This window comes from Actinacidiphila glaucinigra, assembly GCF_900188405.1.
GTDB lineage: Bacteria > Actinomycetota > Actinomycetes > Streptomycetales > Streptomycetaceae > Actinacidiphila > Actinacidiphila glaucinigra.
Genome location: NZ_FZOF01000016.1, coordinates 27,906 through 44,899 on the forward strand (window position 1 = coordinate 27,906; position 16,994 = coordinate 44,899).

General features: G+C 68.8%; 5 protein-coding genes. 3 read left to right on the forward strand and 2 right to left on the reverse strand.

The genetic code is table 11. The features are described 5' to 3' along the window. Positions 1-205: 205 nt before the first annotated feature. The gene (locus tag CHF15_RS27050; RefSeq protein WP_089226484.1) at positions 206-3,391 is read right to left on the reverse strand and encodes an FG-GAP-like repeat-containing protein; all 3,186 of its coding nucleotides are present in this window, start codon (positions 3,389-3,391) and stop codon (positions 206-208) included. 569 nt (positions 3,392-3,960) lie between these two features. Between CHF15_RS27050 and CHF15_RS27055 the strand changes: the two genes are divergently transcribed. After that, positions 3,961-11,904 (forward strand): ricin-type beta-trefoil lectin domain protein, encoded by a 7,944-nt coding sequence (locus CHF15_RS27055; protein ID WP_089226485.1) that lies wholly within the window; start codon positions 3,961-3,963, stop codon positions 11,902-11,904. A gap of 80 nt (positions 11,905-11,984) precedes the next feature. Beyond that, positions 11,985-12,548: a hypothetical protein gene (locus tag CHF15_RS27060; RefSeq protein WP_089226486.1), complete on the forward strand. Its 564-nt coding sequence runs from the start codon at positions 11,985-11,987 to the stop codon at positions 12,546-12,548. Positions 12,549-13,440: 892 nt separating this feature from the next. Here CHF15_RS27060 and CHF15_RS27065 read toward each other — a convergent pair. Then, positions 13,441-13,887, reverse strand: coding sequence for a PAS domain S-box protein (locus CHF15_RS27065; protein WP_089226487.1), 447 nt, complete (start codon positions 13,885-13,887; stop codon positions 13,441-13,443). Positions 13,888-14,674: 787 nt separating this feature from the next. Between CHF15_RS27065 and CHF15_RS27070 the strand changes: the two genes are divergently transcribed. After that, entirely contained in the window at positions 14,675-16,897 is a 2,223-nt protein-coding gene (locus tag CHF15_RS27070; RefSeq protein WP_458363515.1) for a M4 family metallopeptidase, read from the forward strand. The last annotated feature ends 97 nt before the right edge of the window (positions 16,898-16,994 follow it).

A 16,994-nucleotide genomic window follows, 5' to 3' on the forward strand; every position in this document is an offset into this window, starting at 1 on the left:
CTCCCTGTGCCCGCGTGCTGCGAAGCCCCCGTGTCGTCCCGGCACGGGGGCTTCTGCGCGTGTTGTGGGCCGTCGGGACCCGGGTCGGGGCCACGCGGGCCGACACCCGCCCCGCACTCGCCACCGGGCAGCACACGGCCCCGCCGGGCGGAAGCTCGGCGGGGCCGTGAACCCGTGAGGAACGGGTCCGGTCAGGTGGGCGGGATCACCCGAAGACCAGCTTGTCGTTCCAGCCGGACCCGATGACGGTCTTCACCGGTGCGTTGGTGTTGGTGGTGGACGGATAGTAGACGGCCATGTGGCCGTCCGACGCGAACCGGGCCCAGATGTCCGGGATGCCGTCGCTGTTGATGTCCGGGATGCCGATCGCCGAGTTGACGTTGGCCTCGGTCCAACTGGTGCCGAACGGGACGTCGCCGTTGAGCGAGTTGTTCGCCAGCATCAGGGAGTTGAGGTCGACACTGCCGGCGACGGAGCCGGGCTTGCCGTGCCGGGCGTACATGTTGCCGTTGTCCAGGTTGCGCCAGAGCAGGTCGGGCGTGCCGTCCTTGTTCATGTCGGCCAGGTTGACGATGTCACGGCGGGCCCAGGCGTCGGGGTTCATCATGGTCGCGGTCCGGAAGGTCGCGCCGCTGTAGCCGGAGAGCACCCAGAAGCTCGCGCCGCTGCGCAGGACGAGGTCGGGCAGCTTGTCGCCGGTGATGTCGCCGATGGCCTTGAGCTGGGTCCAGGTGGACGGTGCGGGCGCGTTCGACGGGAGGCGGATCTTCATCCGCTGGTCGACGTCGAAGGAGCCGTAACCGTCGCCGGGGTAGAGCCAGAACACGCCGTCGGGGTTGACGGCGAACAGGTCCGTGGTGCCGTCGCCCGGGTAGGCGTCCTGGTAGTGCGCGATGAGCGCGGCTTTGCCGGTCGTGGCGTTGTACCAGTGACCGGCCGGGTTCAGCGTGGGCTTGCCGCCCGCGCCCATGGTGTACGACGACGTCAGCTGGCCGTACAGCTCGCCGCCCGGCTGGCCCGGATACGTCCGCAGGACCCCGGTGCTGTCGATGGTGAGCAGGTCGGCGGTGCCGTCGCCGCCGGTGTCACCCGGCTTGTCCTCGTTGTCCTTCGGCGGGACGTAGGTCGTGTAGTCCGTCCGCGCGCTCGCGTTGCCGAGGCTGTCGTAGGCGTACACCTGGAGCGTGTTGGGGCCGGCGTTGAGCGGCTGCAGGTTGGGGACGGTGGCGACGCCGCTGGCGTCGGCGTTGACCGAGACAGCACCGACCCCGCCCCACGCGTAGGTGAACCTCGCGGCCCCCGGCGATTCGAAGGTGATCGGTCCGGTCTTGCCGAAGTTCACCGTCGCCCATGTGGCGCCGTCCGAGCTGGCCTTGAGGAACACGTCGCTGGTGACGATGGGCTGCGACGGTCCGCTCGGGTCCACCGTGATGCGGCAGGGCTCGGTGCCCGGCGGGTAGACGGTGGACGTCGCACCCGCCGAGTCCTTGCCCATGGCGTCCCAGGAGAAGGTGGTGTTGGCGGTGATGTCCTTCAGCAGCGGGTCGCTGGACGGGATGGTGTACGAGGCGCTGCCGCCCGAGGCGCCGATCGTGATCTCGGCGCCGGCCGGGACCGTGCCGCCGGTCTTCCAGAACCGGAAGCGGACCTTGCTCATGTTGTTGTCGGGGTCCTTGGCGGTCACCGACAGGGTGATGTTGGTCTTGCCGACCGTCACGCCCGCGCCGGGGCCAGGAGTGCAGGGGCCGCCGGGCTTCGAGGAACCGCCGGTGGGCTCGGACGGGTTGCGGTTGTAGACGGCCTCGATGGTCGCGGAGGTCGCCTTGAACTTGCGCCAGGTCTGGGTGTCGGACTCGCTCGTGGCCCGCATGCCCAGGGTGACGGTCGCATCGCCCCGGTCGGTGGCGTACTGGGCGGCGTCCTTGACGTTGAAGGCCTCGTACTCGTCCGGGCAGGAGCTCGACGACCAGCCGTGCGCGAAGGACTTGCGCTGGATCTCGTCGGACCAGCCGGGCTGCGCGTTCCATGTCGTGCCGGACGAGATCGCGCCGGTGCGCCACAGCTGGAACTCGCGGTCCGTGCAGGACCAGGAGTGGTTGTTGAGCACCTTGAAGGTCGCGCTGGTGATCTCCGCGCCCTTGATGGCCTTGTTCCAGTCCATGCGCCAGAAGGAGCGGGCGGTGCCGCCGGTGTCGGACTCGTGGCCCACGCGGGCGTCGGAGGTTCCGGAGGAGAAGTTGGTGCCGTTGAAGAAGCTGGTGCTCGGGTACGGCTTGTAGGCCACCGTCCACGCGTCCCAGCCCGGGTTCAGCGGCGGGTCGACGAACAGCGGGTACGTGACGCCCTCGCGCGCCGCGAGACCGGAGGCGGCGAAGCCGAGGCCGAGCCGGGCGGTGTGGGTGTCCTCGCCGTCCAGGGTGATCGGCAGCGGAGCGGAGCGCGCACCGGGCTCGATGCCGGTCAGGCCCGACAGCTTCAGCACGTCGGCCGGAGTGGCGACGGACGCGCGGTGCGGGGTGCCCTCGGGCAGCTCGGGGTCACGGCCGCTGGAGTCCCACGCGAACGGCGTCGGGATCGTGCCGACCTCGTTGTCGCCCTTGTCGAGGACCGCGACCCGGCTGGCCTTGCGGTCCTGCCGGAACACGGCCGTGTCGGAGCGCAGGCCGTACGTGACGGTCCTGAGCGCCTCCTGCCGCGCGGCCTCGGGGGTCTTGACGATCAGGACCTGTGCCATGCCCCCCTCTTCGCGGGCGACGAGCAGCAGGTCGACGCCCGGGAGGACCTCGGAGTACAGGGCGCGCGGCCCGTCGAGGACCGGGGCGGGCAGTGCGTCCGGCCAGGTGTACGCGACGGTGTGGCCGTCGAGTTCGACCTCGGCGAGCACCGTCTCACCCGGTGTCTCCGTGCGGGCGTACGAGCGGTCGGCGCGCGTCTTCCCGGCGTTGCCACTCGCGAAGCGGACGGGGACGGCCGGGTTCACGGGTGCGATGCCGAGGCCCCTGGGAGCCTTGGCCGTTCGCTTCAGGGTGTTGTCGACCGGGGACCACTCGCCCCTGGCGTTCCTCGCCCGGGTCGGCGCGGCCGTGATCCGGGTCTTGAAGTGGCCGTCGGGCAGCGCCCAGGTCAGCGTGGTAGCGCTGGTCGCGGTGTCGACGAGTACCTGCTTGTGGGTGCGCCGGGCCTGGGCCATCGCGCCGGCCTCGTCACGCGGTCCGGTGGAGGCGGGGGTGGCGTGGGTGGTGCCGCGGCCGGCGGTGGCCGGGGAGGAGCCACCGGGCTGCCACCACGGCAGCAGGGCGGCGGTCAGGGCGGCCAGCACGAGGCCGAGGGTCAGGGACAGCCGTGTGCGCGTGCGCACGAACGGGCTGAGAAAGCGAGGCGGCGCGGTCACGGCGGTCTACTCCCGTGGGAACCAAGCGGATTGAGGACAGCACAGACAGCCCCGGTCGGCAGGCCGCGGGGCAGAAGGCGCGCACACGATCACACATGTGAAGTATTTACGTCCACGGGTGAAGATTTTATGAATCCGTTACGTGGCCCCGGAAAGGACTTGACCGGCTGTTAACCGAGTCCGGTTCACGGCTTTTCTGGGGCCGCATTGGCGGTGATCGCAGGAATTCCACCATCCTTCTGATTGGCCGTTACTGGAGCGGTCTGATCGGTTACGCACCGTGTCGCAGGTCACTTTTCGCGGGCCTTTGCCGCCCCTCGCCGATCTTGCATCTGCGGCGGACATGACAGAAGGTGCCACACGCACGCGCCTGAGCCAGGGGTGTGCCCTTCGGTGTTTGCGCACCTCGTCCGTTGTCTGAATTGCCATGGTGGGAGTCGACGCGTATGCGTGCTTCAGGTCGGCTGTCATGGCTGGGGCGGGGACGCCCAGCCATGACGGAGTCACAACGATGGCGCCGGCGGCGAAGCCGCACGGGGGTCGTCCTTCTGTTGTCCTCGACACTGACGATGACCACCCTGGGCAGTGAGGCGCTCGCCGTTCCCGGCCCCGGCATGAACCGCGAGAAGTCGATCGCCGAGGTCGACCTCCCGGATCTGCCGGAGGCCACCGAGGTCGAGGGCGACGAGCTCGCCGACAAGACCCTGACCCTCGCACCCGAGAACCCGGTCACCTCGTACACCCCCACCGCCACCGCGCCGTGGACCTCCGGGACCCGTCCTGCCACGCTCGACGCGACCAGCGAACCCGGCACCACCAAGCCGGTCGACGACCTGCCCGTCGCCATCGGCGTCCCCGAGGGCGGCGACCCCGCCGCCCTCGCCGGCGAATGGACCGTGGGCGTCGCCCCGCAGACGACCTCGCAGACCGCGGGCGTCTCCGGCATCATCATGAAGCTCACCCCTCCGGCGACCGTCGACCCGGCCGCCGAAGTGGCGATCAGCATCGACACCGCGGGCTTCGCCGACCTCTACGGACCGCAGGCCGTCGACCGCTTCGGTCTGATGCTGCTCCCCGAGTGTGTCTACTCCTCCCCGACCGAGGGTGACTGCGCCGAGGGCGGCGGCACGAGCACGATGTCCCTCTCCGACGGGGACAAGAACGTCAAGAACGGCAGGAAGAACTTCCAGCGCCTGCGCAGCACGGTGACGACCGTGCCTGCCAAGGACGCGCCGACCAACGCAAAGACGGCGAAGTACGCCCCCACCCACAAGATCCTCAGCGGCACCATCCCGGTCTCCAGCCTCCTCGACGAGGGCTTCGTCCCCTCCGGGGCGACCAAGGCCTCCTACCGCGAGGGCGTCCAGCCCGCGGTCTCCGCAGGCGGCGGCGCCGCCATCGGAGGCCTGGACACCGGCTCGTCGGCGACCGGCGACTTCACCGCCTCGCCGCTGCTGTCCTCCGGCTCCTGGTCGTCGGGCTCCTCCTCGGGCGCCTTCACCTACTCGTACGACGTCCAGGTCCCGGAGACCGCCGGCGGCCTTATGCCGAAGGTCAACCTGGCGTACTCCTCGCAGTCCGTCGACGGCCGCACCTCCTCGACGAACAACCAGGCCTCCTGGATCGGCGACGGCTGGGACTACAACGCGGGGTCCATCACCCGCACCTACGCCAACTGCCGCCAGGACTCCAAGAAGGCCGGCTCCAACAACGCCACCCACCGCACCGCGGACCTGTGCTGGGGCTCGGAGAACGCCACGCTCTCCCTCGGCGGCATGACCACCGAGCTGGTCTGGGACAAGATCAAGGGCAAGTGGTTCACCGCCAACGGCGACGGCTCCACCATCCAGCTGGTAAAGAACGAGGCCACCGGCAACGGCGCCAAGGACGGTGAGTACTGGGTCGTCACCACCAAGGACGGCACGAAGTACCACTTCGGCAAGAACAAGCTCCCCGGCTGGTCGGACCACGGCAGCGCCGCCGACGACCCGACCACCGACTCGGTGCTCACGGTCCCGGTCTACGGCAACCACTCGGACGAGGACTGCTACAAGGGCCCCACGACCACCGACTGGACGAACTCCTGGTGCACGCAGGGCTGGCGCTGGGGCCTCGACTACATCGAGGACGTCCACGGCAACGCCATGTCGCTGTGGTGGAAGAAGGACGCCCCGAACTACTACGCCCGCAACTTCAACTTCAAGGCCCCGGTCCCCTATGACCGCGACGGCTGGCTCGACCACATCGACTACGGCCAGCGCAGCAACACCATCTTCACGGCGGAGGCACCGGCCCGCGTCGGCTTCAAGGTGGCGGAGCGCTGCTACACCGTCGACGACGTCACCTGCTCCGACGACAACTTCATCTCCAAGGACCCGCGCAACTACCGGCCCTGGTTCGACACCCCGGTCGACCTTCGCTGCGACGACGGCAAGAAGTGCTGGAACGCCGGTCCGTCCTTCTGGACCCGCAAGCGCCTCGACAAGATCACGACCTCGGCCCAGCGGCGCACCGACACCGTCGCCCGCCAGGTCGTCGACGAGTACCAGCTGAAGCAGAGTTTCGCCAGGCTGGTGACCGGCCCGAACACGGCCCTGTGGCTGGAGTCCGTCCAGCGCACCGGCTACGCCCGCAAGGGCACCACCGACGCGAGCGTGAAGCTCAACACGGTGCGGTTCGAGCCCAACGCCGAGGACATGCCGAACCGCGTCAAGAAGGTCCACCCGTCGCGGCCCGGCTTCTCCCGGCTGCGCATCGGCCGCGTCGTCAACGAGTACGGCGGCGAGACCATCGTCACGTACAAGCCGATCGAGGGCGACTGCCTCAGCGGCGACCTTCCCGTGCTCGACCAGCGGCCCGGCGAGGACAGGGCCACGGCCATGGCCCGGCTGCAGGCCCAGCTCAAGGTGAACGACCGGCTCTGCTTCCCGTCGTTCTGGAACCCCGACCCCGAGGTCGAGGACGTCGACTGGTTCCACAAGTACGTCGTGGACACCGTCGAGGAACTGCCGAACATCGACGGCAACTTCACCACCCGGACGGAGTACCGGTACAAGAACCCGGCCTGGAAGCTCGCCGAGGCCGAGTTCACCAAGAAGTCCCAGCGCACCTACTCGCAGTTCGCGGGCGTCGAGCAGACCACGGTCCTGACGGGTCCGGTCGTCGAGGACACCGCGGACACCGTCAACCAGCGCTCCAAGTCCGTCACCCGGTTCTTCCGGGGCCTCGGCGACAACGTGTCCGTCAAGGACATCACCGGCGCCGAGATCGCCAAGGACGAGGAGCCGTTCGCCGGCCGGATCGCCGAGGAGATCACGTACACCGACTCCACCAAGGCCGACTCCGACTGGCTGTCCCGTTCGATCACCAAGCCCGAGGCCACCGAACTCGGCAAGCGCGAGCGCGACGACGGCCTGACCCCGCTGCGGGCCTGGCGGGTCACGGAGCCCGAGGAGATCGCGTACACCAAGTCGTCCGGCACCAACACCGACGACTCGCGCACCCTGCGCACGGTCAAGACGACCACCACGTACGACTCCACCTACGGGCTCCCGACCCTGGTGGAGTCCCTGGGCGACACCGCCGCCGACAAGACCGGCGATGAGACCTGCACCAAGCTGGAGTACCTGCACCGGACCGACAAGAACCTCATCGGTCTGTCCAAGCAGGTCCTGGTCTCGCCGACGACCTGCGCGAACGCCGACTGGTCGGACCTGTCGACGCTCAGCGGCGGCCAGCGCACCGCGTACGACGGCACGTCCTACGGCACGGAGCCCGGTTCCTCCACTCGTGGCCTGGCCACCGAGTCGTGGACGCTGAACGGCGCCGGCACCGGCTTCCAGACCACCGGCAGGACGGAGTTCGACGACGTCGGACGCGTGATCAAGCAGACCCCGGCGGATCAGCTGACCCAGCAGACCCCGAAGTCCTCCACGATCGCCTACGAGTCCATAGGTCCGGCCACGGGCCAGGTCTTCAAGGTCACCACGACCAACGTCCTCGGACACAGCCAGATCCAGGAACTGGAGCCGGGCCGGTCGGTCACCGTCAAGACGACCGACGCCAACCTCCAGGTCAGCGAGGCGGTGTACGACCCCCTGGGCCGGCTCGCCGAGGCCTGGGCCCCGGGCCGCACCCCCGGCAACGGCGTGCCGGACTTCCGCGCGGTCTACACGATCCCGGCGGAGGAGACCGACCCCACCGATGCCAACATCAAGATCCGCAAGCCTCCGTACGTCACCACGTACGCGCGTGGCTACGAGGACCGGATCGAGACCTCCGTCACCCTCTACGACGGCCTCGGCCGCGAGCGGCAGACGCAGGAAGAGGCCGACAACGACGCCGGCTGGCTGATCACCGACACCCTGTACAACAACTCGGGTGAGGTCTACCAGACCAACAACGCCTACCTGACCCAGGAGGCGAAGCCGGGCGAGCTCTTCAGCCCGCTCGCCGACACGGCCGTCCCCAACATCACGCGCTACACCTACGACGGTCTCGGCCGCGTGCTGAAGGAGACGCCGTACCTCAAGTGGATCGACCCGGACACCAAGGAGTCCTTCTCCAAGGCGTACGAGGACCGGGCCGTCCGGTACGAGTACGGCGAGGACTGGTCGAAGGTCATCCAGCCGGAGGGCGACTCGTCCTACCGCGTCTGGACCGACGCGACCGGCCGCACCGTCCGGACGGACACCTTCAACCCGCAGGCCCCGGGCGGGTTCACGTCGACCGACTATGAGTACGACGCGCGCGGCCAGGTCAGGACGGCGACCGCCTCGGCGGACACGTCGCACCCGTGGTCGTGGACGTACAACCACACCGGCCAGGTGGAGACGGCGACCGACCCCGACTCGGGGACGACCCGTACGACGTACGACGCCTTCGGCCGTCCTCAGACGACCACGAATGACCGCGGCGTCAAGGTCTGGAACAGCTACGACGAGCTGTCGCGGCCCAAGCAGCAGCGTCTCAACGACGCCGCCGGCACCCTGCTCTCGGAGTTCACGTACGACTCCGCCACGGGCGGCAAGGGCATGCCCGCCACCGCCACCCGGTACACCGACGGCCTCGCCTACACGCAGACGGTCAACGGCTACACCAAGGACTACCAGCCGATCTCGACCACGCTGTCCCTGCCGCAGTCCATCGTCGACACCTGGGGTTTCAAGAAGGAATACAGGTACGACTACACGTACAACGACAACGGCATGCTGGACGAGTCCACCGTTCCGGCGGTGGGCAAGTTCGACGCGGAGAAGCTGGTCGTCCGCTACAACAAGGACGGCAATCCGCTCTCGATCTCCGGCAAGGACTGGTACGGCTCCGAGACCGCCTACGACGCCTACGGCCAGGTGCTCCGCTCCACGCTCGGCGCCCAGCCGTACCGCGTGTGGACGCAGAACGCCTACGACGAGGGCAGCGGCGAGCTCAAGGAGCAGTCGGTCTACCGCGAGAAGACGGACGACAAGACCGTCGTCGGCGGAAACCTGGTGTCCAACCGGGCGTACACCTACGACCCGGCCGGCAACGTCACCTCGATCCAGGAGAAGTCCGACGGGATCGCGGAGCGCCAGTGCTTCGTCTACGACCCGATGGGCCAGTTGAAGTCGGCCTGGACCGCGAAGGACCAGACGGCCTGCGTCAACCCGAGGAACCCCGACGGTTCGCTGAACAAGAACGCGGACGGCACGCTCCGGGTCGCCGCGGGCGCGGACGCCTCCGGCTACTGGCAGGAGTTCGAGTACGACCTGCTCGGCAACCGCACCAAGCTGACCGAGAACGACCTCGCAGGCGACACCACCAAGAACGCCGTCAGCACCTACGCCTACGGCAAGAACGCAGCCAAGGACCAGCCGCACACGCTGACCAAGGTGTCGAAGACCTACAAGACCCCCGCGGGCGCACAGGTCACGGCCGAGGCCACGCGTCTGTACGAGCTGACCGGTGAGACCAAGTCCGTCACCTCGATCCAGAACGGAGACAAGCAGGAACTCACCTGGACCTACGACGGTCAGGTCGACCGGATCACCGGCCTGGGCTCGGGTGGCAAGACCTCGTACGTGGGGCTCGGGCAGAAGTGCCTCGACCTCAAGGGCGGGCTTCCGTCGGCCAACCAGGTGATCCAGCTCTACTCCTGCAACTCCTCGGGGGCGCAGAAGTTCAAGTTCACCCCCACGCCGGGGCAGACCAACTCCAACCGGGGCACGCTCTCGACGCAGGACAACTGGTGCCTCCAGCCCACCGCGGCGTCGGTCGGGTCGGCGCTCCAGATCCAGAAGTGCAACGGTTCCGCCGCGCAGGAGCTGCAGCGCAACGCCGTCGGTCAGCTCATGCTGGCCGGCACGCCAAGCCTGTGCCTCGCGGTGCAGGGGGCCGTCAACGCCAACTCGACCCCGGTCGTGCTGGCGACCTGTGACGGTTCCTCCGCGGCACAGCTGTGGGAGCCGCAGAACGACACCCGTCACATCTACGGCCCCGACGGGTCCCGCCTGCTCACCATCCAGGGCAAGCAGGCCACGCTGCACCTGGGCGAGGCGGAGCTGACCGTCCAGAAGGGCGGCGTCCTGGTCAACACCCAGCGCACCTACGCGGCGCCCGGCGGCGCGGTCATGCGCTACGCCTACGGCACGGGTGTAGAGACCCTGGTCGCCCAGACCACGGACCACCAGGGCAGCGTCTACACGGAGGTCGCGCTCAACGGCACCATGCCGGTGCGCATCCGCAAGCAGGACCCCTTCGGCAACGAGCGCGGCGGCGCCGGTGCCGGCCTGCAGAACCACAAGGGATTCCTGGGTCAGACCAAGGACGACGCCTCCGGTTACCAGCCGCTCGGCGCCCGTCTCTACGACCCGGTGGTCGGACGCTTCCTGTCCGTCGACCCGGTGCTCGACCTGAACGACCCGCTGCAGTCCAACGGGTACGCGTACGCACAGAACAACCCGGTCACGTACTCCGACCCGACGGGTCTGTCCATCAGCCTGACCGCTTCGGAGAAGGCCGCGGCCCTCGCCGGCGCGGGCCTGTCCGCGGCGCAGGTCGCGCAGGCGCAGGCGATGCAGGGCAAGTCCCTCACTTCCGTCATTCTGGCGGTCGCGTGGGAGACGCTGAAGGACTTCATCGGTATCAACGACGCCATCGCCTGCTTCGGCGGCGACATGTGGTCCTGCGTCAGCATTGCGGTGGACGCGATCCCGTGGGCCAAGCTCGGGAAGATCCCGGCCGTGATCAAGGCGGTCAACCGCACCATCGACGCCATCAAGGCGTTCAAGGCGGCCAAGCGGGCCGCCGAGCTGGTGCTCAAGGCGGCAAAGGCTGCCGAGTCGGCCGCGCTACGGGCCAAGAAGCTGGCCATCGAGAGGGCGAAGAAGGAAGCCGCTCAAAGGGCCAAGAAGAAGGCGGCCGAGGCAGCCAAGAGAAGAGCCGACGCAGCGGCCGCGGCGAAGCGGAAGACGGGTAACCCCGCCCAGAAGCAGTCCCAGGCCAAGGCCGCACCCAAGTCCTCCTCGCACTCCGGTGGAGGCAAGGGCGGCGGCGGCAAGTCCGGCGGCGGCGGAGGCGGCGGCAAGTCCGGCGGTTCCTCCCGCAGCAAGGCCGGCAGCAGCGGTGGCGGCGGCTCGGGCAAGTCCGGGGACGGTGGTTCCTGCCCGATCAACAACAGCTTCGTCCCCGGTACGAAGGTTCTGATGGCCGACGGCTCGGCCAAGCCGATCGAGCAGGTCAAGCCCGGCGACAAGGTCAAGGTGACCGACCCGAGGACGGGCGAGACCCGGGTCGAGACGGTCAGCGCCGCGATCAAGGGCGAGGGCCTCAAGCACCTGGTCAAGGTGACCGTCGACATAGACGGCACGAAGGGTTCGAGGACGGCCCAGGTCACCGCGACCGACGGGCACCCCTTCTGGGTCCCTGAACTCGACACGTGGGTCGAGGCCACCGACCTGAAGTCCGGTCAGTGGCTGCAGACCAGTGCGGGCACGTACATCCAGGTAACGGCGATCAAGCGTTGGACCAGCCAGGGCGCCACCGTCCACAACCTGACGGTCGGCAACCTCCACACGTACTATGTGCTGGCGGGGGTCAAGCCGGTCCTGGTTCACAACTGCGGAACCGGCGGCGGAGCCGATGTCGACTACCTCACTGACATTGTTGACGACATCACCGCGATAGCAGGCGACGGCGCCGGTTGGCGCACCATGGGTGCGCTGCACGCCGACGCCCCGGGCGGTGGCCTGGACATCGTCGCGGTAGGCGCTCGTGCAGACCTGACGGAACGACAATGGACGACTCTTCCCTCGCTCGGGTCGGGTACCCTCGCCATCCGCGTCCCGCAGCCGGCCAGAACTGTGGCCAGGGAGGATCTGTGGCATGCCGAGGTGAAGATGTGGACTGAGGCGGCGGGTATCCTCCAGATTCAGCCGCGTCTGCTCGTGGTCAGCAGGCCGATCTGCCCCGCGTGTCAGAACTTTCTGGCACGTCGAGGCGCGACCATAACATCGGATACAACGGCTGCGTGGTAGCCAGCCGATGACAGTTGTGGGGGGAGAGGGCGTGTCCGCTCCCCCCACACTCACGGCCGTAATGAGGATGGAGCACATACATGCAGGACTTGGCCCGTGGCGCCGCCTTGGCTTACAACGCGTCCATGGTCCTCCGGATCGGGAGCGCGGTTTTCGTCGCGTGTCCGGATGACCGGCTCCAGTCCCTGTATTACCGCGTGGACGGGGGGGTCAGGTCCGTGTGGCGCCACCTGCGCGGCTCCACTATCGACCCCAGGCTCATGCAAGAGGCCCAGGAGGCGAACCGCAAGTTGTGGGAGCAGGCTCCCGCATTCCCTCTGCCCCAGGACTTCCTTGTCGGTTACCGAGACCTTGCTGCTCTCGCCCTCGCGTATTTGGACCGGGACGAGGCCGTCTCTCGCGATGAGATGTCCGCGCGTGCCATCGAAACGGTCGGCTTCCTGGAAGCCGGGCTGGGCAGTGCCGCGGGTGCTGTGGACTTCGAACGGTCGTGCCAGGCGGCCACGGAATTGCTACTCCAGGGCTGGGCTGAGGACCCGATGGCCACGATGAGGCGCGTACGCAGCGAAAGTGGCGTGTGGGCCCTGGCATACCAGCGGTTCGTAAGGCCGGAGCTGGGTCTCGGTCACGGAGTCTCGGGCTGATCGCACCATGTCCCGCCTTCCAGCGGTTCTTGCCTCAAATCGGTGGAGGGGGGTGAGCCTCGTGCCTGTCTCTCCAGAGTTGCGAGCGGCACTTCAAAGATTGCGAGAAGTGTGATCCGAAAGGCCCGGAGGTGAATGCGAAACCGAAGCCTTTGTCGCGTCGCGGGAAATGATTGTAGACGCTTTGGATTCTCTGGCTGACATTTTGATCTTTCAGGGAGATCGCGAGAGCGCGGGCCGCCGAAGCGGCCGTTGCGCGTGTTGAATCAGTAAGAAATCCGTGCTGCGCAGGATCAACAAGGAGACCCGGTGACGGTGCACCCGTTCATCGAGGCGGAGAAAACGCAGGTCACAGGGCCAGGCGTGCGTGTGATCTGCTCGATGTCTCCCGAGCCGCCTTCCACGCCCACCGCGCCGGCACCCCCGGACCCCGCGCAGTGCGGGACGGCACGCTGGCGCAGCGACGGGTCAGACGGGAAGTCCTCGATTCGCCTTCGGTCCTGAGCTGCGATTTCCGCCCCGCTAGGCACACCCAGTGGGGCGAAGTGCTCACTTGGGAGTTCCCCGTGCCTTCGCCACCAGCCTGAGCGCCTAGTCCCTCATCGCACTTGCGATCGGCACCGCGCTGCCGCTCCCGGTGCTCTCCGTATGCCGCGGCGAGGCGTCCTCGATGACCACCGTCAAGGCCACCGCAGGCTGGGCCGGATCCGCCGCTTGGACCCAGGCAATGAACCTGGCCTACTGGGTCCCCATGTTGCACAGGCCGCGCATGCCGGCTGGTATCAGTCCTGTGGCCTACCCGCGAGCCGGGGATCGCCACGGTTGCCGTACGCCACGAGCGACTTCAGGCCGTTCGCGCCCGTGCGGGGTTTCGCGTTCGTGGCGGCGGAGGTCAGGCCGTCGTCGCCTGCTCCGCCTTGGCGGCCGCCACCTTCTGGTACAGCTCCTTCTCCTTGGCACGCCGCTCGGTGACGTCCCGGATGACGGCCCCGACGTAACCCGGCTGACCCTCGGCGTCGTTCAGCAGCACCACGCTGAACTCGATCGACAGCTTCCGACCGCCGGCGCCCACGGCGGGGACGGTTAGCAGGTCGTCGTCCCCGTACTTGGTGGTGCCGCTGGCCATGGACTTCTCGAAGCCGTCCCAGTGACGTTGCTGGTGCCGCTCGGGGATGATCACGTCCAGGCTGCGGCCCATGACCTCGGCGGCCGGGAACCCGAAGATCCGCTCCGACCCGTGGTTCCAGTAACGGATGAGTCCCTCGCGGTCGATGATGACCACGCCGTCGGGCGCCTGGGCCGTCATGCCCAGCACTACCTCGGGGTCCAGGTCTGCCATGTCTCCTCCGGCCGTCGGGCTGTTGTATACAGGCGGACAGCATACAGTCGTCACATCGAGGGCGGCAGGGTCCGGGTCGGGTACCGCCCTCGCTGAAGTCGGCCGGAAGTGCCGGGCTCGGCGGTGAGATTGGCCGGATCTCAACGGGCCGTCTCATGGTGCGACTGCGCTCACCCCTCATCTGGGCGCGCTCGGCGACCTAGTGGGGAGAGCGTGAGTAACGGGGCCCTCTCCCGGCGCCGTTCGCCGTCCACCCAGCCTGCCGCCGGTTCGGGACGCCGGGAGCGGCCGCCGGGCCGGGGTTGCCGCCGCCTCGGCCGGCGCGCGGCTGACCAGCGAAGGTGCGCGACTCGTACACCTGCGGCGCTTCTGTCGTACGGGCCCCGTGGCGCGCGCCGGGCGACGTCCGGAGCGTCCGCCCGGAGATCGCCGGCCCCCACGATGCACCGCCCCCGAGACTTATCTGACGATACATCACCACCGCATCGGGCAGCCCCTGACCAGGCAGCCCCCCGATTTGTGACACCGCCGGGCACGCCTCACCGGATTCCGGACAATGATCTCCGCACTCCGTGACAGCGGATTCCGGCCACTGCCACCATCTGGGCTGTGTTCGGGCCACTTCAGGGGGCGAGGGCGGTTCCGACGCGGCCACCCCCCATCCCCGCATCGCCCCCACCCATGAGGAGTCGCAGGAGTGACCAGCACTTTCCGCTCCACCCGAGCCGCGTCGTCCGCGGCCCGTCCGTCAGGGCGCAGACGCGCCGTGGCGACCGCCACCGTCACCATGGCCACGCTCGTCGCGTCCGTCCTGGCGCTCCCCTCCGCCGGCGCGCAGGAGGGCCCGCAGGGCACCGCGACGGCCACCGCCTCCGGCGCGCGAAGCGTCGTGCTCACTCCCGTGCAGCGCGGGCAGTTGCTCCGGGCCGCCGCCGGCACGAGCGCCGGTACGGCCGAGTCGCTGAAGCTGGGCGACGAGGAGAAGCTGATACCGAGGGACGTCGTCAAGGACACCGACGGCGCCGTGCACACGCGGTACGAGCGCACCTTCGCCGGTCTCCCCGTCCTCGGCGGCGACCTGGTGGTGCACGAGCGGGCCGGAGCCCGGACGGTCACGAAGGCGTCCGCCGCTCGGCTCACGGTCCCGACGACCGAACCCGCGCTCGCCGCCGCGAAGGCGCGGACGTCGGCCCTGGACATCGCCGGACGGGAGGAGACCCGCAAGGCCGCAGTGGACGGGGCGCCGCGCCTGGTGGTCTGGATGGCGACCGGCAAGCCGACGCTGGCCTGGGAGTCCGTCGTCACCGGCGTCCAGAAGGACGGCACTCCCAGCCGCCTCCAGGTGGTCACCGACGCGAAGACCGGCAAGCAGCTGTCGAGCGTGGAGCAGATCCACGCGGGTACGGGCACCGGCCAGCACAACGGCAGCGTGCGGATCGGCACGACCCTCAACGGCGACGTCTTCGAGCTCGTCGACGCCGAGCGCGGCAACAGCGCGGCGTACGACTACGACACCCGCGAGGTCGTGACGGACGACGACGACGTCTGGGGCGACGGCACACCGGCCGACCGCCAGACCGCCGCCGTGGACGCGGCCTACGGCGCCCAGCAGACCTGGGACTTCTTCCAGTCCCGCTACGGCCGCGCCGGCATCGCGGGCGACGGCGTCGGAGCGCGCTCCTACGTCCACGTCGGCGACGGGTACGTCAACGCGTACTGGAGCGACGCCTGCTTCTGCATGAGCTACGGCGACGGCGAGAACAACGAACGGCCGCTGACGACACTGGACATCGCCGGCCACGAGATGACGCACGGCATCACCGCGGCCACCGCCGACCTCATCTACAGCGGCGAGTCCGGCGGCCTGAACGAGGCCACCAGCGACATCATGGGCACCGCGGTGGAGTTCTTCACCAACAGCCCCAAGGACGTCCCGGACTACCTGATCGCCGAGAAGGCCGACGTCTACGGCACCGGCGTGCCGCTGCGCTACATGGATCAGCCGTCCAAGGACGACGTGGGCTACGGCGCCTCGCAGGACTACTGGAGCAAGGACACCAAGTACCTGGACCCGCACCAGAGCTCGGGCCCGGCGAACCACTTCTTCTACCTGCTCTCCGAGGGCAGCGGCAAGAAGACGATCAACGGCGTCCGCTACGACAGCCCGACCGCCGACGGCAAGGCCGTCTCCGGCATCGGCCGCGAGTCCGCCACGGACATCTGGTACCGCGCGCTGACCGTCTACATGACCAGCACCACCGACTTCGCCGGCGCGCGCACCGCCACCCTTCAGGCCGCCGCCGACCTGTACGGGATGGGCAGCGCGAAGTACGAGACGGTCGGCAACGCCTGGGCCGCGGTCAACGTCGGCTACCGCTTCGTCGACCACATCGCGGTCGACAGCACCAACCCGCGGCGGACGGCGACCGGCCAGCAGGTCACCTGGCAGATCCAGGCGCAGAGCTCCCGCCCGGGCGCCCTCACCTACTCCGCCAAGGGCCTCCCGCGCGGCATGTCGATCAACACCAGGACCGGCCTGGTCTCCGGGACCCCGGTCAAGGGCGGCGAGTTCCGGCCCGCGATCACCGTCAAGGACGCGGCGGGCAACTGCCGTACCGTCCACTACCAGTGGACCGTCCTCGCCTCCGGCGGCGACGTCTTCGTCAACCCGAACCGGTACGACATCCCCAACTGGGCGGTGATCGAGAGCCCGCTCACGGTCAGCGGCCGCAAGGGCAACGCCCCCGCCGACCTCAAGGTGACGGTCGACCTCTACGCGGTGCACGTCGGCTTCTACGTGATCGACCTGGTCAGCGAGGACGGCCGGGTGATCCCGGTGAAGGGCTGGTCGCAGGGCCCCGTCGCGATTCCGGAGCTGCACCAGACGTTCACCGTCGACGCCTCCGCGATCCCCGCCAACGGCACCTGGAAGCTGCGGGTCAGGGACAACACCCCCGGCAACTTCATCGTGCTCCCCGGCTACCTCGACACCTGGCGCCTGGGCTTCTGAGCCCGTCCCCGCGGGGGTGCGGCCCCACGGTACGGCCTGCCGCCGTGCCGTGGGGCCGCACTTCGTTCGTTCACCCGCCGGGGGCGGGATTGTCCCG

What these genes read in the sequence shown, in the direction of transcription:
- CHF15_RS27065 (WP_089226487.1), bottom strand. Translation starts at nt 13,887, where the DNA reads ATGGCAGACCTGGACCCCGAGGTAGTGCTGGGCATGACGGCCCAGGCG.
- CHF15_RS27055 (WP_089226485.1), top strand. Translation starts at nt 3,961, where the DNA reads ATGACCACCCTGGGCAGTGAGGCGCTCGCCGTTCCCGGCCCCGGCATG.
- CHF15_RS27070 (WP_458363515.1), top strand. Translation starts at nt 14,675, where the DNA reads ATGGCCACGCTCGTCGCGTCCGTCCTGGCGCTCCCCTCCGCCGGCGCG.
- CHF15_RS27060 (WP_089226486.1), top strand. Translation starts at nt 11,985, where the DNA reads ATGCAGGACTTGGCCCGTGGCGCCGCCTTGGCTTACAACGCGTCCATG.